The sequence below is a fragment of the Streptomyces sp. NPDC104367 genome (assembly GCF_055583825.1).
Genome location: NZ_JBVJND010000002.1, coordinates 549,005 through 572,948 on the forward strand (window position 1 = coordinate 549,005; position 23,944 = coordinate 572,948).

The 23,944-nt window shown below is 71.5% G+C and carries 16 protein-coding genes and 1 pseudogene; 8 read left to right on the forward strand and 9 right to left on the reverse strand.

Going from position 1 to position 23,944, the window contains the following annotated elements; translation table 11 throughout:
• Positions 1-142 precede the first annotated feature (142 nt).
• A complete protein-coding gene (locus ACZ619_RS05340) occupies positions 143-2,221 on the forward strand; it encodes a carbohydrate-binding module family 20 domain-containing protein (RefSeq protein ID WP_469594343.1) in 2,079 nt (692 codons plus the stop codon).
• A gap of 209 nt (positions 2,222-2,430) precedes the next feature.
• Here the strand turns inward: ACZ619_RS05340 and ACZ619_RS05345 are convergent.
• The 5 genes and pseudogenes from ACZ619_RS05345 to ACZ619_RS05365 all read right to left on the reverse strand — a co-directional run.
• Positions 2,431-2,748, reverse strand: a pseudogene (locus tag ACZ619_RS05345) (hypothetical protein); the annotation flags it as partial.
• The gene (locus ACZ619_RS05350; RefSeq protein ID WP_469594346.1) at positions 2,724-4,394 is read right to left on the reverse strand and encodes a glycoside hydrolase family 13 protein; all 1,671 of its coding nucleotides are present in this window, start codon (positions 4,392-4,394) and stop codon (positions 2,724-2,726) included. The gene ACZ619_RS05350 and the pseudogene ACZ619_RS05345, both read right to left, overlap by 25 nt.
• Positions 4,395-4,594: 200 nt before the next feature.
• Positions 4,595-5,506 carry a sugar ABC transporter permease gene (locus ACZ619_RS05355; RefSeq protein ID WP_469594348.1) on the reverse strand — a complete coding sequence of 304 codons (912 nt, stop codon included), beginning with the start codon at positions 5,504-5,506 and terminating at the stop codon, positions 4,595-4,597.
• 13 nt (positions 5,507-5,519) lie between these two features.
• Complete coding sequence (locus ACZ619_RS05360) at positions 5,520-6,524, reverse strand: carbohydrate ABC transporter permease (RefSeq protein ID WP_469594351.1); 1,005 nt, start codon at positions 6,522-6,524, stop codon at positions 5,520-5,522.
• A 99-nt stretch (positions 6,525-6,623) separates the two neighbouring features.
• On the reverse strand, positions 6,624-7,892 hold the full coding sequence (locus ACZ619_RS05365; protein ID WP_469594353.1) for an extracellular solute-binding protein: 1,269 nt from the start codon (positions 7,890-7,892) through the stop codon (positions 6,624-6,626).
• 382 nt (positions 7,893-8,274) lie between these two features.
• Here ACZ619_RS05365 and ACZ619_RS05370 point away from each other — a divergent pair, with 382 nt between their 5' ends.
• Positions 8,275-9,312, forward strand: a complete 1,038-nt coding sequence (locus tag ACZ619_RS05370) for a LacI family DNA-binding transcriptional regulator (RefSeq protein WP_469594355.1) — start codon at positions 8,275-8,277, stop codon at positions 9,310-9,312.
• A 107-nt stretch (positions 9,313-9,419) separates the two neighbouring features.
• Positions 9,420-10,253: a phosphatase PAP2 family protein gene (locus ACZ619_RS05375; RefSeq protein WP_469594358.1), complete on the forward strand. Its 834-nt coding sequence runs from the start codon at positions 9,420-9,422 to the stop codon at positions 10,251-10,253.
• Between the two features lie 85 nt (positions 10,254-10,338).
• On the opposite strand, the gene ACZ619_RS05380 is transcribed toward ACZ619_RS05375, so the two are convergent.
• Both ACZ619_RS05380 and ACZ619_RS05385 read right to left on the reverse strand, forming a co-directional pair.
• Positions 10,339-11,913, reverse strand: a complete 1,575-nt coding sequence (locus tag ACZ619_RS05380) for an amidohydrolase (RefSeq protein ID WP_469594360.1) — start codon at positions 11,911-11,913, stop codon at positions 10,339-10,341.
• Positions 11,914-11,941: 28 nt separating this feature from the next.
• A complete protein-coding gene (locus tag ACZ619_RS05385; protein WP_469594362.1) occupies positions 11,942-13,474 on the reverse strand; it encodes an APC family permease in 1,533 nt (510 codons plus the stop codon).
• A gap of 179 nt (positions 13,475-13,653) precedes the next feature.
• Between ACZ619_RS05385 and ACZ619_RS05390 the strand changes: the two genes are divergently transcribed.
• Complete coding sequence (locus tag ACZ619_RS05390) at positions 13,654-14,283, forward strand: TetR/AcrR family transcriptional regulator (protein WP_469594364.1); 630 nt, start codon at positions 13,654-13,656, stop codon at positions 14,281-14,283.
• Between the two features lie 50 nt (positions 14,284-14,333).
• On the opposite strand, the gene ACZ619_RS05395 is transcribed toward ACZ619_RS05390, so the two are convergent.
• The gene (locus ACZ619_RS05395) at positions 14,334-17,327 is read right to left on the reverse strand and encodes a bifunctional [glutamine synthetase] adenylyltransferase/[glutamine synthetase]-adenylyl-L-tyrosine phosphorylase (RefSeq protein WP_469594366.1); all 2,994 of its coding nucleotides are present in this window, start codon (positions 17,325-17,327) and stop codon (positions 14,334-14,336) included.
• 430 nt (positions 17,328-17,757) lie between these two features.
• On the opposite strand from ACZ619_RS05395, the gene ACZ619_RS05400 reads away from it, so the two are divergent.
• The 3 genes from ACZ619_RS05400 to ACZ619_RS05410 are packed head-to-tail and all read left to right on the forward strand — an operon-like array spanning position 17,758 to position 20,976.
• Positions 17,758-18,630 (forward strand): alkaline phosphatase family protein, encoded by an 873-nt coding sequence (locus tag ACZ619_RS05400; protein WP_469594522.1) that lies wholly within the window; start codon positions 17,758-17,760, stop codon positions 18,628-18,630.
• 1 nt (position 18,631) lies between these two features.
• A complete protein-coding gene (locus tag ACZ619_RS05405) occupies positions 18,632-19,960 on the forward strand; it encodes an MFS transporter (RefSeq protein WP_469594368.1) in 1,329 nt (442 codons plus the stop codon).
• On the forward strand, positions 19,957-20,976 hold the full coding sequence (locus ACZ619_RS05410; RefSeq protein ID WP_469594370.1) for a TolB family protein: 1,020 nt from the start codon (positions 19,957-19,959) through the stop codon (positions 20,974-20,976). Before ACZ619_RS05405 ends, ACZ619_RS05410 begins: the two co-directional genes overlap by 4 nt.
• Positions 20,977-21,067: 91 nt before the next feature.
• Here ACZ619_RS05410 and glnA read toward each other — a convergent pair whose 3' ends face one another.
• Positions 21,068-22,429: a type I glutamate--ammonia ligase gene (gene glnA / locus ACZ619_RS05415; protein ID WP_469594372.1), complete on the reverse strand. Its 1,362-nt coding sequence runs from the start codon at positions 22,427-22,429 to the stop codon at positions 21,068-21,070.
• Between the two features lie 317 nt (positions 22,430-22,746).
• Between glnA and ACZ619_RS05420 the strand changes: the two genes are divergently transcribed.
• Positions 22,747-23,940 (forward strand): globin domain-containing protein, encoded by a 1,194-nt coding sequence (locus tag ACZ619_RS05420; RefSeq protein WP_469594375.1) that lies wholly within the window; start codon positions 22,747-22,749, stop codon positions 23,938-23,940.
• Positions 23,941-23,944: the final 4 nt, after the last annotated feature.

A 23,944-nucleotide genomic window follows, 5' to 3' on the forward strand; every position in this document is an offset into this window, starting at 1 on the left:
CGACCGTATCGCCAACGAAAGGTTTACAGCAAGAGGCTTGAAACTCACAGCAAGAACTTTCACCGGTCGTATTGACGCGGTGTCTCAACTGGCCCACGCTCCAGGGTTGTTGAAGCCTGTCCCTCTCGTTTCGGAGCCGCACATGACCGGACACCGCCCCCCGGGTGTCTTCAGACGCACGGCCGTCGCGATCGCCGCGGGCGCCCTGGCACTCGCGGGCGTCGTCGCCCTGCCGGCCACCGCCGCGCAGGCGGACACCACCGCCAAGGGCGATGTGATCGCCAACCTCTGGGAATGGAACTGGAACTCGATCGCGTCCGAGTGCACGAACGTGCTCGGCCCGGCCGGGTACGGCGCGGTGCAGGTCGCCCCGCCCTCCGAGTCCCTCAAGCAGTCCAACTACTACTGGTGGGACGTCTACCAGCCCTACTCGTACACCCTGAACAGCCGCTTCGGGACGGCCACGCAGTTCGCCGCGATGGTCACCGCCTGCCACACCGCGGGCGTGAAGGTCTACACCGACGCGGTGATCAACCACACGGCCGCCCAGACCGGCACCGGTTACGACGGCACCACCATCACCAACAAGTACGACACCCCGGACTGGGACGCGAGCGACTACCACACCTCCGCCGACTGCCCCACCTCCGACCTGACCATCCAGGACTACTCGAACCTCACCCAGGTCCAGAACTGCGAACTGCTGGGTCTGCCCGACCTCAAGACCAGCGCCGAGAACGTCCGTTCGGGCCTCGCGGCCTTCCTCAACAAGCAGATCGCGCTGGGCGTCGACGGCTTCCGCGTCGACTCGGCCAAGCACATCCCGGCCACCGACATGGCGGCCATCGTCGCCAAGCTGAACACCACGACGTCGGGCGCGGCGCCGTACGTCTTCGACGAGGTGTACCCGGGCTCGACCCCGCAGCCCAGCGACTACTACGGCTCCGGTGACGTCCTGGACTTCACCTACGCGAGCAAGATGAAGTCGGCCTTCCAGGGCAACGTCTCCGACCTGTCCTCCCTGGAGAGCAGCGGCATCCTGCCCGCCGCCAACTCGGTGTCCTTCGTGACCAACCACGACACCGAGCGCAACGGCCTGCACATGAGCTACAAGGACGGCGACAGCTACAAGCTCGCCAACCTCTTCGAGCTCTCCTACAAGTGGTCGACGCCGACCATCTACTCCAGCTGGCAGTGGACCCAGAGCGACCAGGCGCCGCCGAACTCGGCGGGCTTCGTCACCGACACGGACTGCTCCAGCGGGTGGAACTGCCTCGACCGCGACACCGCCGTCGTCGGCATGGTGGCCTGGCACAACGCGGCCGGCAGCGCGGCCGTCTCCAACTGGCAGACCATGTCGTCGAACGTCATCGGCTTCGGCCGCAGCGGCGCCGGCTTCTTCGCCGTCAACAACGGCTCTTCGTCGGCCACCTACACCTTCGCGACCGGCATGGCCGACGGCACGTACACAAACGTCGTCGACGGCGGCGACAGCACGGTCACCGTCTCCGGCGGCAGCGCGAGCATCACGATCCCCGCGAAGGACGCCGTCGCCTTCTACAACTCCTCCTACACCTGCACGGTCGGCTGCGACGACAGCGGCGGCGGCAGCGGCGGCGGCTCCACCTCCACGGTGACCGCGACCTTCAACGAGTACGCGTCCACCACGAGCGGCACCAACGTCTACGTCGTCGGCTCCATCGACGCCCTGGGCGCCTGGGACACCTCGAAGGCGGTCCAGCTCTCGTCCACCGGCTACCCGATCTGGTCGGGCGCGGTGAACGTGCCGATCAACACGTCCTTCACCTACAAGTACATCAAGAAGGACTCGTCCGGGAACGTGACCTGGGAGTCCAACGCCAACAGATCGGCGGCCAGCACCACTTCGGCGGTCTCCCTCAACAACTCCTGGAACGTGGCGAACGCCGACGCCACCGACGTGACCTTCAACGAGTACGCCACGACCGACTGGGGCACCAACGTCTACGTCGTGGGCTCCATCGCCTCCCTCGGCTCCTGGAGCACCAGCGACGCGATCCCGCTCTCCTCGGAGTCCTACCCGACCTGGAGCAAGCTGGTGATCGTCCCGAAGAGCACGACGTTCACGTACAAGTACATCAAGAAGGACTCGTCCGGGAACGTGACGTGGGAGTCGGGCACGAACCGGTCGTACACGACCGGCACCTCGTCCGGCTACACGGCCAGTGACACCTGGAAGTAGCACACCGTCCGACCGATGACCTGGCCGCCACCGGGCACTTCTCCCCGGTGGCGGCCTCTCGCGCGCCCGCGCCCCCGTCCGCCCGGCTCAACAGCAGGATCAGCAGACGGACTTGCCGGCGTGGATCGCCGGTGCGGTGTCGGAGGCCAGGGTGGCGGTGAACTGTCCGGAGCCGTTCACGGTCACGCTCGTGCTTGTTCCGCACGTCGTACTTCGTGTACGACGGCCTTCACGCCGGCGGCGTGGCAGGTGTTCACCATGGTCTGGAAGGCCGTGCGGTCGCCGAGCCGTCCGGCGATCCTGTACGACACCGGCTGGTACGACGTCCACCACCGGGAGCCCTGTATGTGCTCGGCGGGCGGGGAGACCTGGACGCATCCGTAGCCGGCCGGGCCGAGGGTGCTGGTGCGCTCCTTGGCGTGCGCAGATGCCAAGGGCCCGCCACCCGGTTGGGTGGCGGGCCCCGCGACGTCGCCGCAAGAAGCTGTCGGGTGACAGGCCGTCAGGCCGTGGCGGTGGTCCACCACACGGTCGTGTCGGCCGGCACCTTCGCCTCGCCGTCGGCCTCGGTCAGCTCACCGCTGGCGAGCAGCACCCGGCCGTACGCCGGGATCGTCACCGACTCCCCGCTCGTGTTCGCGACGCACACGAACTCCCCGCGGCGGAAGGCGAGTACGCCCTGCGGGGCGCGCAGCCACTCCACCGTGTCGCCGGCGCCGAGGTCGGCCTGCGCCCGCCGGGCGCCCAGCGCGGCGCGGTACAGCTCCAGCGTGGAACCGGCCGCCCCCGTCTGGGCCTCCACGCTCAGCTCGCCCCAGCCGGCGGGCTGCGGGAGCCAGCTGACCCCGCCGCCGAAGCCGTACGAGGAGCCCTCCCGGGTCCACGGGATCGGCACCCGGCAGCCGTCGCGGAAGCCGTCCTGGCCGGCGCCGCGGAAGTACGCCGGGTCCTGGCGGACCTCGTCGGGCAGGTCGACGACGTCCGGGAGGCCCAGCTCCTCGCCCTGGTAGACGTACGCCGAGCCGGGCAGCGCCAGCATCAGCAGCGTCGCCGCGCGGGCCCGGCGCAGGCCGAGGTCGCGGTCGCCCGCCGAGCGGATCTGCGTGCCCAGCCCCGGCGGGTTGGCGAAGCGGGTGGCGTGCCGGGTGACGTCGTGGTTGGAGAGGACCCAGGTGGCGGGGGCGCCGACCGGACGCATCGCCTCCAGGGTGCGGTCGATGACCGTGCGCAGCTCCTCCGCGTCCCAGGCGGTGCTCAGGTACTGGAAGTTGAAGGCCTGGTGCAGCTCGTCCGGGCGGACGTAGTGGGCGGTGCGCTCCACCGTCGGCGTCCAGGCCTCGGCGACGAAGATCCGCTCACCGGCGTACTCGTCGAGGACGTGCCGCCACTGGCGGTAGATCTCGTGCACGCCGTCCTGGTCGAAGAACGGCATGACATCGTTGCCCAGCAGCTTCAGCTGGTCGGCGTCGCCGATGTCCGGGAGGCCGGCCGCCTTGACCAGGCCGTGGGCCACGTCGATCCGGAAACCGTCCACGCCCATGTCCAGCCAGAACCGCAGGATGGAGCGGAACTCGTCGCCGACGGCGGGGTGTTCCCAGTTGAAGTCGGGCTGCTCGGGGGCGAACAGGTGGAGGTACCACTCGCCGTCGGCCACCCGGGTCCAGGCCGGGCCGCCGAAGATGGACTCCCAGTCGTTGGGCGGGAGTTCGCCGTTCTCGCCCTTGCCGGGACGGAAGTGGTAGCGGTCGCGCGACGGCGAGCCGGGGCCCTCCGCCAGCGCCCGCCTGAACCACTCGTACTGGTCCGAGGAGTGGTTGGGCACGAGGTCGACGATGATCCTGAGGCCCAGTTCGTGGGCGTCGCGGATCAGCGCGTCGGCGTCGAGCAGGTTGCCGAACATGGGGTCGACGGCCCGGTAGTCGGCGACGTCGTAGCCGGCGTCGGCCTGCGGGGAGGCGTAGAACGGGCTGAGCCAGACGGCGTCGACACCGAGGTCGCGCAGGTACGGCAGTCTGGAACGTACGCCCTCCAGGTCGCCCATGCCGTCGCCGTTGCTGTCGGCGAAGCTGCGCGGGTAGACCTGGTAGATCACCGCGTCCCGCCACCAGTCACGGCGTCGGGCGAGGGTGGCGGTGGTCGGGGCCTGGTCGGCGGTGGAGTGCTGCTGGCTCATGGCGTCCTTGAGGCGTCGTGACGGAGTCATCGGGTCGGAGGTGGATACGGCGGCGGGCGGACGAGGCGGCCGCGGTCACAGCGGGGTCGGATGGAGACCACGGCCGCCGGCCCGCGCCCCCCGGAAGGGACGCGGGGAACTGCGCGACCGGCCACGACGGAGCCGCGGACGGACGACGGCTCTCGTGGCCCGGCCGGCGGTCAGCCCTTGGTTCCGCCGGCGGTGAGCCCGGTCACCAGGTTCTTCTGCACGAGGTAGAAGAACACGGCCACCGGTATCGCGATCAGTACCGCGGTGGCGGTCATCAGGTTGCGCTGGGCGTCGTGCTCGCTGATGAAGCTCTGGAGCCCCACCGCGAAGGTGTACTTGTCGTCGCTGAGCATGAACGTCGACGCGAAGGCGACCTCGCCGAAGGCGGTGAGGAAGTTGTAGAACGCGGCGACCGCGAGGCCGGGCTTGGCGAGCGGCAGGATCAGCCGGGCGAACGTGCCGAAGGGGCTGAGTCCGTCGACGCGGCCGGCCTCGTCGATCTCGAAGGGGATCGTGTCGAAGTAGCCCTTGAGCAGCCACGCCGTGTAGGGGACGACGGTGGTGCAGTAGACCAGGATCAGACCGAGGTAGCTGTCGATCAGGCCGAGGTCGGACAGGATCTGGTACATCGGCACGATCAGTACGGCGATCGGGAACATCTGGGTGACCAGCAGCAGCCACATGAACTTGCGGTAGCCCGGGAAGCGCATCCGGGAGACCGCGTAGCCGGTGGTCGAGGCGAGGACGAGCCCGATGACGGTGGTGCCGCCGACGACGATCATCGTCGTCCTGAACCAGTCCCAGAAGCCGGTGTGCTGGAGGACGAAGGAGTAGTTGTCCAGCGTCATCTTGTGCCAGATGCCGCCGGGGTGGAGGTAGTCGTCCTTGTCCGGGCCGAGCGACAGGAAGATCAGCCAGCCGACCGGGAAGAACGCGATCAGGCTCGCGACGCCCAGCACGCCGTGGGTGACGGCGGTGCCGAGCGGGCCGTGCTCGCCCCGGCGCCGGACGCGGCGCGGGGTGTCGGTCATGGGGGTCTCCTCGGTCGCCGCGGCGGGGGTCCGGACAGTGGTCGCGCTCATGGGAACTCCTGTCTCAGATCGCGAGCTGCTGGTCGTTGCGGTTGAGCCAGCGGCGGTAGAAGGAGGTGAAGACGATCAGGATGGCGAGCAGCAGCATGCCGTACGCGGCGGACTGGGCGAAGTCGCGCGGCTGCTGTCCGAAGCCGAGGAAGTAGGCCCAGGTGACCAGGATCTGGGCGTCGGGGGCGGTGTTGCCGAACAGCAGGAAGATGACGGCGAACTGGTTGAACGTCCAGATGATGCCGAGGAGTACGACGGTGGAGCTGACGGACCGCAGGCCCGGCAGGGTGACGTACCGGAAGCGCTGCCAGGCGCCGGCGCCGTCCATCTCGGCGGCCTCGTAGAGGGTGCCGTCGATGGCCTGGAGGCCGCCGAGCAGCGAGAGCATCATGAACGGCACACCGCACCAGGTGTTGACGAGGATCGCGGCGGCCCGCTGCCAGAACGTGTCCTCCAGCCAGGCCGGCTGGGGCAGATGGAGGAAGTCCAGGGCGGAGTTGATGATGCCGCCGTCGGCGAGCATGAACCGCCAGCCGAAGACGGTGACGAAGGTGGGGACCGCCCAGGGCAGGACGAGGACCATCCGGTAGAGGGTGCGGCCGCGGAACCGTTCGTTGAGCAGCAGGGCGAGGCCGAGGCCGATCGTGTAGTGCAGGGCGACGCAGAGCGCGGTCCAGGCGATCGTCCACAGGAAGTGGGACCAGAAGCGGTCGTAGGACGTGGGGCCGAACAGGATGTCCTTGTAGTTGTCCAGCCCGATGAACTTGTAGGTGGCGTCGATGTGGTTGACGCCGATGGTGCGCGCGGTGTTGAGGCTGTTGGCGTCGGTGAGCGTCAGGTAGAAGCCGTACACCAGCGGGTAGATGACGAGCGCGCCGAGGACGACGGCCACGGGGGCGATCATCGCGTAGGCGTACCAGTACTTCTGGTAGCTGTTGCGGAGCCGCTGGCCCGGCCCGGGGCGGGGCGCGCGGTCACCGTGGCGTTTGCCGGTCGCGCGGTCGATGGCGACTGTCATGGTTCGACACCTTCTGGATCTTCGGGTTGGGCCGGGCGACAGGCCGTCGGCCGCCGGAGCGCTCCCCCGTGGCAGGGCGCTCCGGCGGCCGTCGCGGGCCTACTTGGTGAAGTCGGGGACGAGCTTCTCGATCCCGAGCTCGGCGGTGCTCAGGCCCTTGTCGAGGGACTCCTTGCCGCCGGCGATCTTGGTCAGCTCGGTGCCGACCGGGCCCCACAGGGAGGAGTACTCGGGGAGCGCCGGGCGGGGCTGGGCGGAGGAGAGGACGGCCTGGTAACCGGCGATGCCCGGGTCGGACTTGACCTCGGCCGTGTAGGCGTCGGAGCGGGTGGGCAGCGTGGAGTTCTTCAGCGCGGCCTCGGTCTGGGCCTTGGCGGAGGTCATGAAGGCGACGAACTTCTCGGCCGCCTCCTGGTGCGCCTTGTCGATGCCGGCGTAGATGGAGAGGTTGTGACCGCCGGTCGGGGCGCCCGACTTGCCGGTGGAGCCGGCCGGGACGGTGGCGATGCCGAGGTTGGACTTGTCGCTGAACGCGGAGCCCTTGTAGAAGTTGGTGACCTCCCAGGGACCCTCGATGGTCATGGCGACCTTGCCGTTGACGAAGGCGTCCTGGCGGTTGGCGTAGGCGTCGGCGGTGGTGTCCGCCTTGTGCAGGCCCTGGCCGCTGTAGAGGCTCAGCCAGGTCTGGTAGCCCTTCTTGGCCGCCGCCGAGGTGATGGTGATCTTCTTGGCGGAGGCGTCGACCATGTCGGTGCCCTCGCCGTAGAGGAAGGGCTGCGTGTAGTACGCGGCCTCGGATCCCCAGTAGCCGTAGACGTTCTCCTTGGCGTCGATCTTGGCGGCGTCGGCCTTCAGCTCGTCCCAGGTGGTGGGGGGCGTGGTGATGCCGGCCTTCTTCAGGAGCGCCTTGTTGTAGACGAGCGCGAGGGTGTCGGTGACCAGCGGCACGCCGTAGGTCTTGCCCTCGTACTGGGCCTGGGTGACCAGGCTGGACTGGAACTTGTCCTGGTCCGCGACGGCACTGGTGCCGTCCAGCGGCAGGAAGTAGCCGGCCTTGGCGAAGGCCGGGGTCCAGCCGACCTCGGAGCGCAGCACGTCGGGCGCGCCCTTGCCGGACTGGGCGGCCGTGTCGAACTTGTTCTGCGCCTGGTCGAACTGGACGTTGACGTACTTGACCTTGATGTTCTTGTTGGCGGCCTCGAACTCCTTGACCAAGGCCTTGTACGTCGGTGCCTCATTGGTGGCGTTGGAGGTGTCCCACCAGGTGATGGTGACCGGGCCGTCCGACTTGCTGTCGCTCCCGCCGCACGCCGTCGCCGTGAGGGCGAGGGACGCCACCAGTGCGGAGGCCGCTATGCCACGCCGCATGAGTTCTCCTTGAGGGTGAAAGCCCGGGTGAGGCGAGGGCGGCCCCGTCCGCCGTCCCCGCTGTCGTGCCGACTGCGCCTTTGCGTCCGCCGGGCGTCAGGGAACGTAACAGCGATGCAATGCGGGCGAAAGACCTTGCAGAAAAAAAGTGCAAGAGATCTCCGAAGTTATCCGTACGTGACCTCTCGGCGACCGCCGTGAGACGCTTGTTTACAGCGGTAGAGCGCTACAGGGACGACTTGTGCAAGACTCTGCAAGCTCTTGCCGTCACGTTTCACGAGGGAGTGCGATGACGCAGCAGCCCGGACCGGGCCGCCCCCCAGGCCGCATCAGGCGCCCGATTGGTGTGCAAGGAGACATACGACCGGTACAGTCCGGTGCCGTGACCACACGGCTTGCCGACATCGCAGCGCAGGCGGGGGTGAGCGAGGCGACGGTGAGCCGGGTCCTGAACGGGAAGCCGGGCGTCGCCGCCACCACCCGCCAGTCCGTGCTCGCCGCACTGGACGTGCTGGGCTACGAGCGTCCGGTACGGCTGCGGCAGCGCAGCGAGGGCCTGGTCGGCCTGATCACCCCGGAGCTGGAGAACCCGATATTCCCGGCGCTGGCCCAGGTGATCGGGCAGGCGCTGACCCGGCAGGGCTACACGCCCGTGCTCGCCACCCAGACCCCCGGCGGGTCCACCGAGGACGAGCTGACCGAGATGCTGGTGGACCGCGGGGTCGCGGGCATCATCTACGTCTCCGGCCTGCACGCGGACACGACGGCCGACATGCAGCGCTACGAGCGGCTGCGGGCGCAGGGCGTGCCGTTCGTCCTCGTGGACGGCTTCTCGCCGAAGGTGCAGGCACCGTTCATCTCGCCGGACGACCGGGCGGCGATGACGCTGGCGGTCACCCACCTGGTGTCCCTCGGGCACACGCGGATAGGGCTCGCGCTCGGGCCCAAGCGGTTCGTCCCCGTGCAGCGCAAGATCGAGGGCTTCGTGCGGGCCGTGCAGGACCAGTTGGGTCTGGGCGCGCAGGTCGTCGAGTCGGAGCTGGTGCAGCACTCGCTGTACACCCTGGAGGGCGGTCAGGCGGCGACCACGGCGCTGATCGACCGCGACTGCACGGCGATCGTGTGCGCCAGCGACATGATGGCGCTGGGCGCGATAAGGGCCGCACGCCAGCGCGGGCTGGACGTCCCGCGGGACGTCTCCGTGGTCGGCTTCGACGACTCCCCCCTGATCGCCTTCACCGACCCGCCGCTCACCACCATCCGCAAGCCGGTGCCGGCGATGGGCCAGGCCGCGGTGCGCACCCTGCTGGAGGAGATCGGCGGCACGCCGGCTCCGCACAGCGAGTTCGTCTTCATGCCGGAACTGGTGGTACGCGGTTCTACGGCGTCGGCGCCGGGAGACCGTGCCAACCGTCCCTGACGGCCGGACAGGACCCGCGTCGCGGTCGCACCGCCGTAGAACATGCACGGTGAACCCGGCCTTGGGATGATCTGCCGGAGACGTCTTTTCTGGCAGACTCTGTGGCTATGAGTGACTCGACCGTGACAGAGCCGGAAGGTCGCGCACAACAGACCCTTCCGCGGACCGTCACGGGCGAGGGACGACAGGGGTTCCTACGGCGGGCGCGCACCCCGCGGCGGCCCCGGCTCTGGTTCGAGATCCTGCTGGTCGCGGTGAGTTACTGGACGTACTCCCTGATCCGCAACGCGGTCCCGGAGCAGAGGGCGCAGGCGCTGCGCAACGCCGACCGGATCTGGCGTGCCGAGCACGGTATGGGGATCGCCGCCGAGCAGTCCGTCAACCACGCCGTGAACACGGTGAATTGGCTGATCATCGGCATGAACTACTACTACGCGACGCTGCACTTCGTGGTGACGCTGGGCGTGCTGGTGTGGCTCTACCGCAGCCATCCCGGCCGCTACGCGGCGGCGCGGCTCGCCCTGTTCGCCACGACGGGGGTGGCCCTGGTCGGCTACTACCTGTTCCCGCTGGCCCCGCCACGGCTGATGAACGGCGGCGGGTTCGTCGACACGGTCATGGTCCACCACACCTGGGGGTCGATGGCCTCCGGCGACCTGAAGCACATGTCGAACCAGTACGCGGCGATGCCGTCGATACACATCGGCTGGTCCCTGTGGTGCGGGCTCACGGTCTTCGCGCTCGCGTCGGTGCCGTGGGCGCGGGTCCTGGGGCTGCTCTACCCGGCGGCGACGCTGCTGGTCATCGTCGCCACGGCCAACCACTTCTGGCTGGACGCGGTGGGCGGGGTCCTCTGCCTGGCCTTCGGCCTCACCCTGACCCGCCTCTGGTACGGCACCCCGCCCCACACCCTCCCCCGCCACCGGCCCGCCCCCGCCTGAACCCGCCGGGTCGCTCCCCCTCCGCCACGACGGCGACCGGCCTCGGCGGAGGGGTCCGGTGGTGCCGGGGGTGTGGGTGGTGGGGTCAGCCGTGCCGGTGGGCGATGTGGCCGCCGGTGACGGTCAGGGGGACGGGGGACTGGGTGAGTTCGTCCGCGGGGGCGGTGACCGGGTCGAGGGCGAAGGCCGTGAGGTCGGCTCGGTGGCCGACCGCGATACGGCCCGCCACGTCGGCCTCCCCCGCCGCCCGGGCCGCATGGCTCGTGCAGCCCTCCAGCGCCTCCAGGCCGGTGAGCCCGGCCCGTGCCGACGCCGCGCCCTTCGGTGCCCGGGCCGTCGCGAGGACGGCCCGCACGTCGTAGTGGGCGATCGGCCAGTCCGAGCCGAGGGCGACCGTCGCGCCCGCGTCCCGCAGGTCACGCAGGCGCCAGGCGTGCCCGGCACGGTCGGCGCCCAGCCGGCGGGACCACTCGTCGCTGCCGTCGGCCCTGGTGTACGCGGTGTGCGGGGGCTGCATCGACGCCGCCACCCCCAGCTCCGCGAACCGCGGCAGCAGCTCGTCCGGCGCCGTCTCGATGTGCTCGACGCGGTGCCGGCCCGCCCCGCCGGGACCGAGCCCGGCCAGCACGTCCAGGACGTGGCGTACGGCCGCGTCCCCGATCGCGTGCGTCGCCGTCCGCACCCCGGCCGCGTGCAGGTGCCGTACGGCGGCCCCGTACGCCTCGGGGTCCGGCCAGAACGCCTCCGTCCCCTGCCCGTGGCAGTCCGCGTGGTCCAGCCAGGCCGTGCCGCCCTCCACGGTCCCGTCCATGAAGAACTTGACCCCGTCGACCACCCAGTGCCGCCCGCCCCGCCCCTGCGCGGCGACCAGCCCGGCCAGCCCGGCCTCGTCGATCCCCGGCATGCACCAGGGCGCGAACCGCAGCCGCAGCGGCAGTACGGTCTCCGCCGCCACCGCCCCGACCAGCTCCGCGTCCCCCTCGTCCATGACGTGTGCCCCGGTCAGCCCGGTGGCCGCCATCGCCGCGAGCAGCTCGACCAGCCGCGCGCGGCGGGTGGTGTACGAGGGCCGGGGCATGATCTGCTCGACCAGCCGCATCGCCGCGTGCTCGACGAGGTGGCCGGTCGGGCGGCCCTCGGCGTCGCAGACCACCTCCGACCGCTGTTCGAAGGCGCGCGCGCCCGTCACCCCGGCCGCGGCCAGCGCCGCGCCGGTGGCGAGGGCGGAGTGGCCGTCGTAGAGGCGGAGGAAGGCGGGCGCGCCGCCCACGACGTCCTCGATCAGCGCGCGGTCGACCGCGCGGCCCTCGAACGCGTTGTGGTCGAGGCCGAAGCCGATCACCCAGCCGTCGATCCGGTCGGCCCCGGCGAGCGCCGCCTTCAGGCCGTCCAGTCCGCTCACCCCCGACAGGTCCACGCCGGTCGCCATGTCGAGGCCCCACACCGGGTGGCTGTGCGCGTCCACCAGGCCGGGCACCAGGTGCGCCCCGTCGAGGGACAGCACCTCGGTGCCCGGCCCCCGCCAGTCGCGTACGTCCCGCTCGTCGCCGACGGCGGCGATCAGCCCGTCGCGGACGGCGACGGCGGTGGCGTGCGGCCGGGCGGGGTCGAGGGTGCGGACCTCGGCGCCGGTCAGGATCAGGTCGGGGGCGGCGGTCATACGGGGTGAACTCCTCGGTTCCGTAGGGTTATTCGGCGGAAGTGACGGAAGGGGCCGACTCGGCGGACGCCACGGGATCGGCGGGCCCGGCGGGCTTCGCGGGCTCGGCCGGCTCGGCCGGCTCCGCGGCGAAGTCCGCGTACACGGCGGGCCGGTTCCGGCGCAGCCACCACGCGAGGCCGAGGCCGGCGACGAAGACGGCGGGCGCGATGACGATCAGCACGGTGTTCACCGTGGCCGACGCCCCGGTGAACAGGTCGATGTGGGTGATGACGAGGCCTATCGCGGTGGCGAGGAGCACCGCGGCGACGGTCGGGGCGAGCACCGTGCGCAGCGTGCCCTCGGTGTGCCGGACCCGGCGGAAGTAGCAGGGCACGGCGACGGCGGCGAGCAGCTGGAGCGCGAACAGGCCGATCATTCCAGGGGTGTTGACCCACAGCAGCAGCTGGTTGTACGGGTCGGCGCCCACCGCCCAGAAGCCGAGCACGACCACCATGCCGACGACGGTCTGCGCGGCACCGGCCAGGTACGGGGAGCGGTGCCGGGGGTGGATCACGCCGAGCCGCCGGGGCAGCACGCCCTCCTCGGCGAGGGCGAGGACGTAGCGGTTGATCGCGTTGTGGAAGGCGAGGAGCGAGGCGATGATGCTGGTCACGATGAAGACGTGCATCAGGTCGGCCGCCCAGCCGCCGACGTAGCCGGTGATGGCGGTGAAGAAGAGCCCGCCGGGGTCCTTGGCGGCGGCCGCGATGACGTCCCGGTCGCCGAAGGCCTGGATGATGATCCACACCATGAAGGCGTAGAAGAGGCCGAGGAACGCGACGGCCACGTAGGTGGCGCGCGGCACCGTGCGCTCGGGGTCGCGGGCCTCGCGGCGGTAGATGACGGTCGACTCGAAACCGGTGAAGGCGGCGAAGGCGAAGGCCAGGACGACCGCCGTACCGGGGACGAACACGTTGCCCGGGGCGAAGGAGGCGCCGGACAGGCCGTGCGCGCCGCCCTTGACCAGCACCCCGCCGGCGAGCAGCACGAGGATGCCGGTCTCGGCGACCAGCAGCACACCGAGCAGCTTGGCGCCGAACTCGATGGAGCGGAAGCCGCCGTAGCCGATCAGGAGGAGTCCGGCGAGGGCGATCGGCAGCCAGGGGACGTCGATGCCGAACAGGGCCTTCGCGGTGTCGCGGCCTGCGCTGCCGAGGAGGCCGTAGACGCCGATCTCCATGCCGTTGTAGCCGATCAGCGCGAGCAGCGCGGCGCCGATGCCGACGGGGCGGCCCAGGCCCCGGGTGATGTACGCGTAGAACGCGCCGCCGCTCCTGATGTGCCGGCTCATGGTGGTGAAGCCGATGGCGAAGACGGCGAGGGTGATGCCGGCGATGAGGTAGCCGGCGGGGGCGCCGATGCCGCCGAGCAGGACGGCGAGCGGGGCGACGCCGGCCATCACGGTGAGCGGGGCGGCGGCGGAGATGACGAAGAAGGCGATGTCGGCGGTGCCGAGCGAGCCTGGGCGGAGAGTCGTCACGGCGGGTGCCGTGCTCTCCTCGCGAGCGGTGACGGACATGGGGGGGGAGCCCTTCGAGCGCGACGGACGGGAGGGTTCCGGGCGTGCGGGATGACCGGCGCTACCAGGGCAGGGACTGCCCCGGACCCGTAAATCTAAAGCCTTTTGGTTTTGGCAATGTAGCCTCCTCCTGGACATCCGGGAAGACCCGTTTCACCACTCCAGGGGAGAAGGCACCGATGGGACGGCCGCGCACCCCGCTCCTCGACCGGGAGCGGATCACCACGACCGCGCTGCAACTCGTGGACGAGCAGGGCGACTTCAGCGTCCCTCAGATCGCGAAGCGGCTCGGCGCGCAGACCGGTTCGCTGTATCACCATGTGGACGGCCGGGACGGCATCGTCGAACTGCTGCGCGAACGGGTCGCCTCCGCGATCGACCCGGCGACCCTGGACCTGGCTCCCTGGGACACCGCGCTGGAGTCCTGGGCCCGCTCCTACCGGGCCGCGTTCGCCGCCCACCCGAGGGCGATCCCGCTGCTGATGACCTCACCGGTGCGCGCGCCCCGCGTCCTGGAGCAGTACGAGCGCGCGGTCACCCTGCTGCTGGACGCCGGTTTCGCCCCCGCGGAGGTGATGCCCCTGCTGATCGCCCTGGAGAACCTGGTCCTCGGCTCGGCGCTGGACCTGGCGGCCCCCGAGACCATGTGGGAACTGACGGCGGAGATACCGACCCCGCGCCTGGCCGAGGCCCTGACGGCGGTGGGCGGGGGCAGGGCCGACCGGGCCTTCGAGGTGGGCATCACGGGCCTGATGAACCACGCCAGGGCACTGCTCCAGATGCGCCGGGACGACGCCCGGACCCCGTAGCGCGCCCAGCTATCCGCAGCGCGGCGCGCCCGGACCCCGCGGCGCGGCGCCTAGGCCCCGTAGAAGAGTTCCTCGACGACCGCCCGGGCCCGCCGGGTGGTGCGCCGGTACGCGTCCAGCATGTCCCCGGCGTGACCGGGCCCGTACCCCAGGTACCGGCCGACCGCGGCCAGCTCGCGGCCCTCGGAGGGGAACGTGTCGCCGGCCCGCCCGCGCACCAGCATCACGGCGTTGCGCACCCGCGTGGCCAGCACCCACGCCTCGTCCAGGATCCCGGCCTCCTCGGTCCCGAGCAGCTCCGCCGCCCGCGCCGCGGCCAGCGCCTCACGGGTGCGGGTGGTCCGCAGCCCCGGCTCGGCCCACCCGTGCCTGAGCTGGAGGAGCTGCACGGTCCACTCCACGTCGGACAGGCCGCCCGGCCCGAGCTTGGTGTGCAGCTTCGGGTCGGCGCCGCGGGGCAGCCGTTCCGACTCCATGCGGGCCTTGAGCCGCCTGATCTCCCGGACCGGCTCCTCGCCGAGCCCCTCGGCCGGGTAGCGCAGCGGATCGACGAGTTCGATGAACCGGCGGCCCAGCTCGGCGTCCCCGGCGACGGGCTCGGCCCGCAGCAGGGCCTGCGACTCCCACACCAGCGACCACCGGCGGTAGTACGCCGCGTAGGACTTGAGCGTCCGCACGAGCGGCCCGGACTTGCCCTCGGGCCGCAGGTCGGCGTCGATCAGCAGGGCCGGGTCGGCGCTGGGGATCTGGAGCAGTCGGCGCATCTCCGCGACGACCTTGTTGGCCGCGTCGGCGGCCTCCCGCTCGTCCACCCCGTCCTGGGGCTCGTGGACGAAGAGGACGTCCGCGTCGGAGCCGTAGCCCAGTTCGTGGCCGCCGAAGCGGCCCATGCCGATGACGGCGAACCGGGTCGGCAGGGTGTCCCCCCAGCCGTCGCGGACGACCGCCCGCAGGGTGCCGGCGAGGGTGGCCGCCGTCAGGTCGGAGACCGCGCCGCCGACCCGGTCGACCAGGGCGCCCTGGTCGGCCTCGACGGGCTTGGTCTCGGTGCCGTAGGAGTCGACGATGTCGGCGGCGGCGGTACGGAACAGTTCACGGCGACGCACACCGCGCGCGGCCCGTACGCCGTCCTCGGCGTTGTCGGCGCGGCCCACGGCGGCGAGGATCTCCTGCTCCAGGTGGGCGCGGCCGCGCGGCTCCAGACCGCCCCCGTCGCCGTCGCCCAGCAGGGCCACCGCCTCCGGGGCCCGCATCAGCAGGTCCGGGGCGAGGCGGCCGGCGGACAGCACCCGGGCGAGGTTCTCGGCGGCGGCGCCCTCGTCGCGCAACAGCCGCAGGTACCAGGGGGTCTTGCCGAGCGCGTCGGAGACCTTGCGGAAGTTGAGCAGGCCCGCGTCCGGTTCCGCGGAGTCGGCGAACCAGCCCAACAGCACGGGCAGCAGGGTGCGTTGGATGGCGGCCTTGCGGGTGACGCCGGAGGCGAGGGCCTCCAGGTGGCGCAGGGCCGCGGCCGGGTCGGCGTACCCGAGCGCCTCCATCCGCTCGCGGGCCGCCTCGGGGCTCAACCGTGCTTCTCCGGGCGCGAGTTGGGCGACGGCGTCGAGCAGCGGGCGGTAGAAGAGCTTCTCGTGCAGACGTCGTACGACACCGGTGTGCTGCTTCCACTCGCGCAGCAGCTCGGCCGCCGGGTCGGCGCGCAGGCCCAGGGAGCGGCCGAGGCGGCGCAGGTCGGCCTCGTCCTCGGGGACCAGGTGGGTGCGGCGCAGCCGGTAGAGCTGGATGCGGTGCTCCAGGGAGCGCAGGAAGCGGTACGCCTCGTCGAGCCGGCCGGCGTCGGCACGGCCGACGTAACCGCCGGCGGCGAGGGCCTGGAGCGCGTCCAGGGTGGTGCCGGAGCGCAGCGAGGCGTCCGCCCGCCCGTGCACCAACTGGAGCAGCTGGACGGCGAATTCGACGTCGCGCAGGCCGCCGGGACCGAGCTTCAGTTCGCGTTCGATCTCGGCGGCCGGGATGTTCTCGACCACGCGGCGGCGCATCTTCTGCACGTCGGTGACGAAGTTCTCGCGCTCGGCCGCCTTCCACACCATGGGGTCGAGCGCGGCGATGTAGTCCTGGCCGAGGTCGGCGTCGCCGGCCACCGGGCGGGCCTTGAGCAGCGCCTGGAACTCCCAGGTCTTGGCCCAGCGCTGGTAGTAGGCGAGGTGGCTGCTGAGGGTGCGGACCAGGGGGCCGTTGCGGCCCTCGGGGCGGAGGTTGGCGTCGACGGGCCAGATCGACCCCTCCACGGTGGTCTCGGAGCAGATCCGCATCATGTGCGAGGCGAGCTTAGTGGCGGAGCGCAGCGCCTTGGCCTCGTCGGCGCCCTCGGCCGCCTCGCCGACGAAGATGACGTCGACGTCGGAGACGTAGTTCAGCTCGTGGCCGCCGCACTTGCCCATGGCGATCACGGCGAGCCGGCAGGCGGCGGCGTCTGCGGGCGCGGCCGCCTCGGCGAGGGCGAGGGCGGCGCGCAGGGTGGCGGTGGCCAGGTCGGCGAGTTCGGCGGCGGTCTCGGCCACGTCGGTGGTGCCGCACACGTCCCGCGCCGCGATGGACAGCAGGCAGCGCCGGTAGGCGACGCGCAGCGAGACCGGGTCGGCCGCCTCCGCCAGACCGCGCTCGAACTCGGCCACACCGGGGTGCAGGTCCCGGGGCTCGTAGGTGACCAGGGCCGCCCAGTCGCGCGGGTGCCGGGCGAGGTGGTCGGCGAGGGCCGCGGAGGCGCCGAGCACGCCCAGCAGCCGGTCGCGCAGCGGCTTGGCCGCTATCAGGGTGTCCAGCAGCTCCTGGTGGGCGGTGTGGCCGGGCTGGGCCTCCAGGAGCCGTACCAGACCGTGCAGGGCGAGGTCGGGATCGGCGGTGGCGCCCAGCGCCTCCAGCAGTACCGGATCGTCGCGGACGGCCGCCAGCCGGGCGCTGTCCAGGAGCCGTTCGGCGGCCGAGGCATCGGTGAAGCCGTGCCGCAGCAGTCGCGTGAAGGTACTGCTCCTGCGCCCCGGCGTCATGTGCGGCCTCTCCTCACGATCACGGTCGTCCTGGCCAGACGAGCCTAACCGCAGACCCGGGCACGGGCGCCGACGAGTTCCCGGCGGGATCGTGGTCTGCAGGGGCAGGAGAAGCCCCAGGGAGGCATCGTGCGTGATCCCCAGGGCGTGCTGGACGCCCGCTGCAGCGGTGAGGGCGCCTCGGCGCACCACGGTCCGAGGCCGAGAAGGTGCTCACCGAGTCCGGGCTGTTCCGGATCTCGACGGTACGGCCGGACGGGCGGCCCTTCCGGCTCGCCCGCTCCCGCAGTTCACCCGGTCTTCATCCACCTGGCCGGACACGGTGGTGCGTGGGATTGTTGGCGTGTGCATGCTCTGTCCGCACCGCCACCAGCCCCTCCCTTCCCCCGTACCGGAGGTTGATGTGTCCGGCAGTTCCGCACGTTCGGCGATGCTGCGCCGAGCCCGTACGGCGGTGGCCTCCGCCACCGCCTTCACCGCTGCCGCGATCGGCCTGTGGACCGGGCTCGGCGGCACGGCGGCGCACGCCGCGAGTGCCGTACCGACCCCGGACCACGTGATCGTGGTGGTCTTCGAGAACCACGCCTACAGCCAGGTCGTCGGCTCCTCCAGCGCCCCGTACATCAACTCGCTGGTCTCCGGCGGCGCCAACCTGACCCAGATGTACGCCGAGACCCACCCCAGCCAGCCCAACTACTTCGCCCTGTTCTCCGGTTCCACCCAGGGCATCACGGACGACAGCTGCTACACCGCGGGGTTCTCCTCGGCCGCCAACCTGGCCTCCGAGCAGATCGCGGCCGGCCGCACCTGGGCCAGCTACAACGAGACCCTGCCCAGCCAGGGCTCGACCACGTGCAGCAGCGGCGACTACGCGCGCAAGCACAACCCGTGGTTCGGCTTCAGCAACGTGCCCACCTCGACGGCGAACACCTTCGCCCAGTTCCCGACGGACTACACCACCCTGCCCCAGCTGTCCTTCGTGATCCCCAACCTGTGCAGCGACATGCACGACTGCTCGGTGTCGACGGGTGACACCTGGCTGCAGAACAACCTCGGCGCGTACGCCACCTGGGCCAAGACCCACAACAGCCTCCTCGTCGTCACCATGGACGAGGACAACCGCCTGGCCGGCAACCGCATCCCCACGGTCCTCTACGGCCAGCAGGTCACCGCGGGCTCGACCTCGTCGACCACCTACGACCACTACGACCTGCTGCGCACCCTGGAGGACAGCCAGGGTCTGACCGCGCACGCGGGCAACGCGGCGTCCGCCTCCGACATCACCGGGATCTGGACGTCCTGACGTGTACGTAGCGGACAGCCGCGCGAGCACTGCGACGGCGTCCGTGGAAGGTACCGCCCGGCCCGCCGCGGCCGGGCGGTACCGCTCCACGATCGCGCCCACCGTCCTCGCCCTCGGCACGGTCAGCCTGATCACGGACGTGTCCTCCGAGATGGTCACGGCGGTCCTGCCGCTGTACCTGGTGGCGGGCCTGGGCCTGTCCCCGCTGGGCTTCGGCCTCCTCGACGGCGTCTACAACGGCTTCTCGGCGGTCGTACGGCTCCTCGGCGGCCACCTCGCCGACCGGGGCGGCGGGCGGCACAAGTGGGTGGCGGGCGCGGGTTACGCCCTGTCGGCCCTCTGCAAGCCCCTGCTGCTGATCGCCCACACCCTCACCCCCATCGGCCTGATCCTGGCGGCGGACCGCACCGGCAAGGGCCTGCGCACGGCGCCCCGGGACGCCCTGATCTCGCTCTCCAGCACCCCGGAGACCCGGGGCCGCGCGTTCGGCGTGCACCGCGCGATGGACACGGCGGGCGCGCTGCTCGGTCCCCTGGCCGCGTTCCTGATCCTGCGGGCCACGGTGGACGGCTACGACGCGGTGTTCACGGTCAGCTTCTGCGTGGCGGTGCTGGGCGTCCTGGTCCTGGCCCTGTTCGTACCGTCGGCGCGGACAACACAGCAGGCCGCAGGGGACGCAACTGTCGCCTCACCGGCCGCTCGTGCCGAAGTCCTCCCGGCGGCCGGGCCGCGGACGCGCCCCACGCTGCGGGCGGCGCTCGCCCTCCTCGCCCACCGCGACCTGCGCCGCCTCACCGTCTGCGCCCTGCTCCTCGGGCTCGCCACGGTGAGCGACTCCTTCGTCTACCTCCTCCTGCAACGGCGTCTGGGCGTCCCGGACGGCTGGTTCGCCCTGCTCCCCCTCGGCACGGCGGCGGCCTTCCTGTTCCTGGCGGTCCCGCTGGGCCGGCTGGCCGACCGCTGGGGCCGCTGGCACGTGTTCCTGGCGGGGCACGGCGCCCTGCTGCTCGCCTACGCGCTCCTGCTGACGTCCTGGCACGGCACGGCCCTGCCCTGCGCGGTCCTGGCGCTGCACGGCACGTTCTACGCGGCGACCGACGGCGTGCTCATGGCGGCCGCGTCGGACGGCGTGCCCGAGACGCTGCGCTCCTCCGGTCTGGCGCTGGTCCAGACGGGCCAGGCGGGGGCGCGTTTCGCCTGCTCACTGGCGTTCGGCGCGGCGTGGACGCTGTGGGGCGACCGCACGGCGCTGCTGCTGTCGACGGCCGCGCTCACCGTGTGCGCGGTGTACGCCCTCACCCTGCGCCCCTTCCGGGAGGCCGCCGTATGACCATGAGATCCCGTGTCCTGATCCTGGCCGTCGCGCTGGCGGCGCTGGCGGCGATCGCCCTGGCCTCCGTCCTGCACGCGTCGGCGCGGGCGGAGCGCCGCGACCACACCCGGGCCGGCGGCCCGAAGATCACACCGGGCGCAGTGACGCTCACGGCACCGGGCCGCATGATCTTCCGCAACATGGCGTGGGGCCCGCACCGCGACGAACTGACCACGACCCCCGCGTCCGCCCCCGGCGGCCCGCGCACGGCCTCCGGCGTCAAGTGCCTGCGCTTCTACGCGGCCGCCGGCACGGGGGTCTGCCTCCAGGCCGTGCACGGCCCGGTCTCGGACACGTACCGCGCGCTGATCCTGGACGCGAGGCTGCGCACGAGGGCCCGCTACGACGTCCCCGGCATCCCGTCCCGGGCCCGGGTCTCCCCCACCGGCCACTACGCGGCCTGGACCGCCTTCGTGGGCGGCGACTCCTACGCGGGCACGGACTTCTCGACCCGCACGGCGATAGCGGACACCCGCACGGGCGAGCTGATCCCGTCCCTGGAGGCGTTCCGCGTCGTCAAGGACGGCCACGCGTACCACTCCGCGGACGTCAACTTCTGGGGCGTGACGTTCGCCGCGGACGACACCACCTTCTACGCGACCCTCGCGACGAAGGGCAGCACCTACCTCGTCCGCGGCAACCTCCGCACCCGTACGGTCACCACTCTCCACCCCGACGTCGAATGCCCCTCCCTCTCCCCCGACGGCACCCGCATCGCGTACAAGAAGCGCGTCAAGGGCCTCCCCGAGGACGCCCCTTGGCGCCTGTACGTCCTGGACCTGCGCACCATGCGCGAGACCCCCCTGTCGGAGACCCGCAGCGTCGACGACCAGGCGGTCTGGCGGAACTCCCGCACCCTCGTCTACGCCCTGCCGGGCGACTACGGAGCGGACCTCTACGAGATCCCGGCGGACGGCACGGGCGAACCCCGCCGCATCAGCACCTCGGCGGTGTCACCGGCGTACACCGGCTGAAACGACGCAACACCGGCGGGCCGCACCGGGGCCCGGGACACCACGGGGCCGGCGGTCCACGACCGCCGGCCCCGTCCGCGCATTGCCGCCGTTACAGCACCGGCAGGTTCTTGCGGAGTTCGAAGGTGGTGACCTCGGAGCGGTACTCCTCCCACTCCTGGCGCTTGTTGCGCAGGAAGAAGTCGAAGACGTGTTCGCCGAGGGTCTCGGCGACGAGGTCGCTGCGTTCCATGAGGGTGAGGGCCTCGCCGAGGTTCTGCGGGAGGGGCTCGATGCCCATGGCACGGCGCTCCGCGTCGGAGAGGGCCCAGACGTCGTCCTCGGCGCCCGGCGGGAGCTCGTAGCCCTCCTCGATGCCCTTGAGGCCGGCGGCGAGGAGGACGGCGTAGGCCAGGTACGGGTTGGCGCCGGAGTCCAGGGAGCGGACCTCGACGCGGGCCGAGCCGGTCTTGCCGGGCTTGTACATGGGGACGCGGACCAGGGCCGAGCGGTTGTTGTGGCCCCAGCAGATGTAGGACGGGGCCTCGCCGCCGGCGCCCGCCGTGCGCTCGGAGCCGCCCCAGATGCGCTTGTAGGAGTTCACCCACTGGTTGGTGACCGCCGCGATCTCCGCCGCGTGCTTCAGCAGGCCCGCGATGAAGGAGCGGCCGACCTTGGAGAGCTGGTACTCCGCGCCGGACTCGTAGAACGCGTTCCGGTCGCCCTCGAAGAGTGAGAGGTGGGTGTGCATGCCCGAGCCGGGGTGCTCCGAGAACGGCTTCGGCATGAACGTCGCCTGGACGCCCTGCTCCAGCGCCACCTGCTTCATGACCAGGCGGAACGTCATGATGTTGTCGGCCGTGGAGAGCGCGTCCGCGTAGCGCAGGTCGATCTCCTGCTGGCCCGGCGCGCCCTCGTGGTGGGAGAACTCGACCGAGATGCCCATGGACTCCAGCATGGTGATCGCCTGGCGGCGGAAGTCCATGCCGATGTTCTGCGGGGTGTGGTCGAAGTAGCCCGAGTTGTCGGCGGGCGTGGGGCGCGAGCCGTCGAGCGGGCGGTCCTTCAGCAGGAAGAACTCGATCTCGGGGTGGGTGTAGAAGGTGAAACCCAGGTCCGAGGTGCGGGCGAGCGCGCGCTTGAGGACGTAGCGGGGGTCCGCGAAGGACGGCGAGCCGTCGGGCATCAGGATGTCGCAGAACATCCGGGCCGTGCCGGGGGCCTCGGCGCGCCACGGCAGCACCTGGAAGGTGGACGGGTCCGGCTTGGCGATCATGTCGGACTCGTAGACCCGGGCGAAGCCCTCGATCGCGGAGCCGTCGAAGCCGATGCCCTCGTCGAAGGCCTGTTCCAGCTCGGCCGGGGCCACGGCGACGGACTTGAGGAAGCCCAGCACGTCCGTGAACCACAGGCGTACGAACCGGATGTCCCGCTCCTCCAAGGTCCGGAGCACGAACTCCTGCTGCTTGTCCATCTTCCGCTTCCCCATCCTTGCTGGTCAGGCCGCCTGGCTCCCCGTCCCACGGGAGGCGGTCGGGCACCTTGGCATCACACCACAACAGCATTTCATGCGCGTTGCCGACCTTGATCGCGGCGGCGACCCGGGTCTGAACGGCTTTCGTACGCCAGATGTACCGCTCTGCCGCCCATCTTGCCTGCTCGCGGCGACATCCGTAATGGCCGGTTCGGCTCCCGGGTGACGGAGACCACGGTCTTTAAATTTGAATCTGAGATGCAACTTTTAATAGCGTCGAGGCATCGAGCCGTCCGGTCGAGCCACAAGGAGCCCCGATGCTGTCCGAGCCGTCCGCCGTCACCGTCCGCGCCACCCTCCCCGCCGTCGGCGCGGCCATCGGCGAGATCACCGAGCGTTTCTACGCCCGCCTCTTCGCCGCCCACCCCGGCCTGCTGCGCGACCTCTTCAACCGCGGCAACCAGGCCGCCGGCACCCAGCGGCAGGCGCTCGCCGGCTCCATCGCCGCGTTCGCCACCCACCTGCTCGACCACCCCGACCGGCGGCCCGACGCCATGCTGAGCCGCATCGCCCACAAGCACGCCTCCCTCGGGGTCGCCCCCGAGCAGTACGCCGTCGTCCACGAGCACCTCTTCGCCGCCATCGCCGAGGTCCTGGGCGAGGCCGTCACCCCCGAGGTCGCCGCGGCCTGGGACGAGGTCTACTGGCTGATGGCGAACGCGCTGATCGCCGCCGAGAGGCGGCTGTACGAGGAGAGCGGCGGCGACGGCTCGCTGCGGCCCTGGGAGGTCGTCGAGCGGGTCGAGGAGACGGCCGACGTCGTGACCTTCCGGGTGCGGCCGGCGGACCCCGGGGCGGCCGTACGCGGCTTCCGGGCCGGGCAGTACGTCTCGGTGGGCGTGACGCTTGCCGACGGCGCCCGCCAGATACGCCAGTACAGCCTCTCCGGGGCGCCGGGCGAATCGGTCCGCCAGTTCAGCGTCAAGCGCGTCCCCGGTGACGCCACGGCACCCGAGGGCGAGGTCTCGAACCACCTGCACGCACGCGTGCGCGAGGGCGACGTGCTCGAACTCTCGGAGCCGTACGGCGACCTCGTCCTCCCGGAGGGCGACGACCGGCCCCTGCTGCTCGCCTCCGCCGGCATCGGCGTGACCCCGATGGTGGCGATGCTGGCCGCGCTCGCGGCCGACGGCCACCGCTCCCCGGTGACGGTCGTGCACGGCGACCGCTCCCCCGCCGACCACGCCCTGCGCACCGACCACACGGCCTGCGCGGCGAAGCTCCCGGACGCCGACGTCCACCTCTTCTACGAACGCGACGCCGAGCCCGGCACCCGCACCGGCCTGGTGGACCTCGCCGGCGTCCCGGTGTCCCCCGGCACGCGCGCGTACCTGTGCGGCCCCCTCCCCTTCATGCGCGCGGTGCGCACCCAGCTGATCGGGAAGGGCGTGGCCCCGGCCGACATCCACTACGAGGTCTTCGGCCCCGACCTGTGGCTCGCGTCCGCCTGAGCGC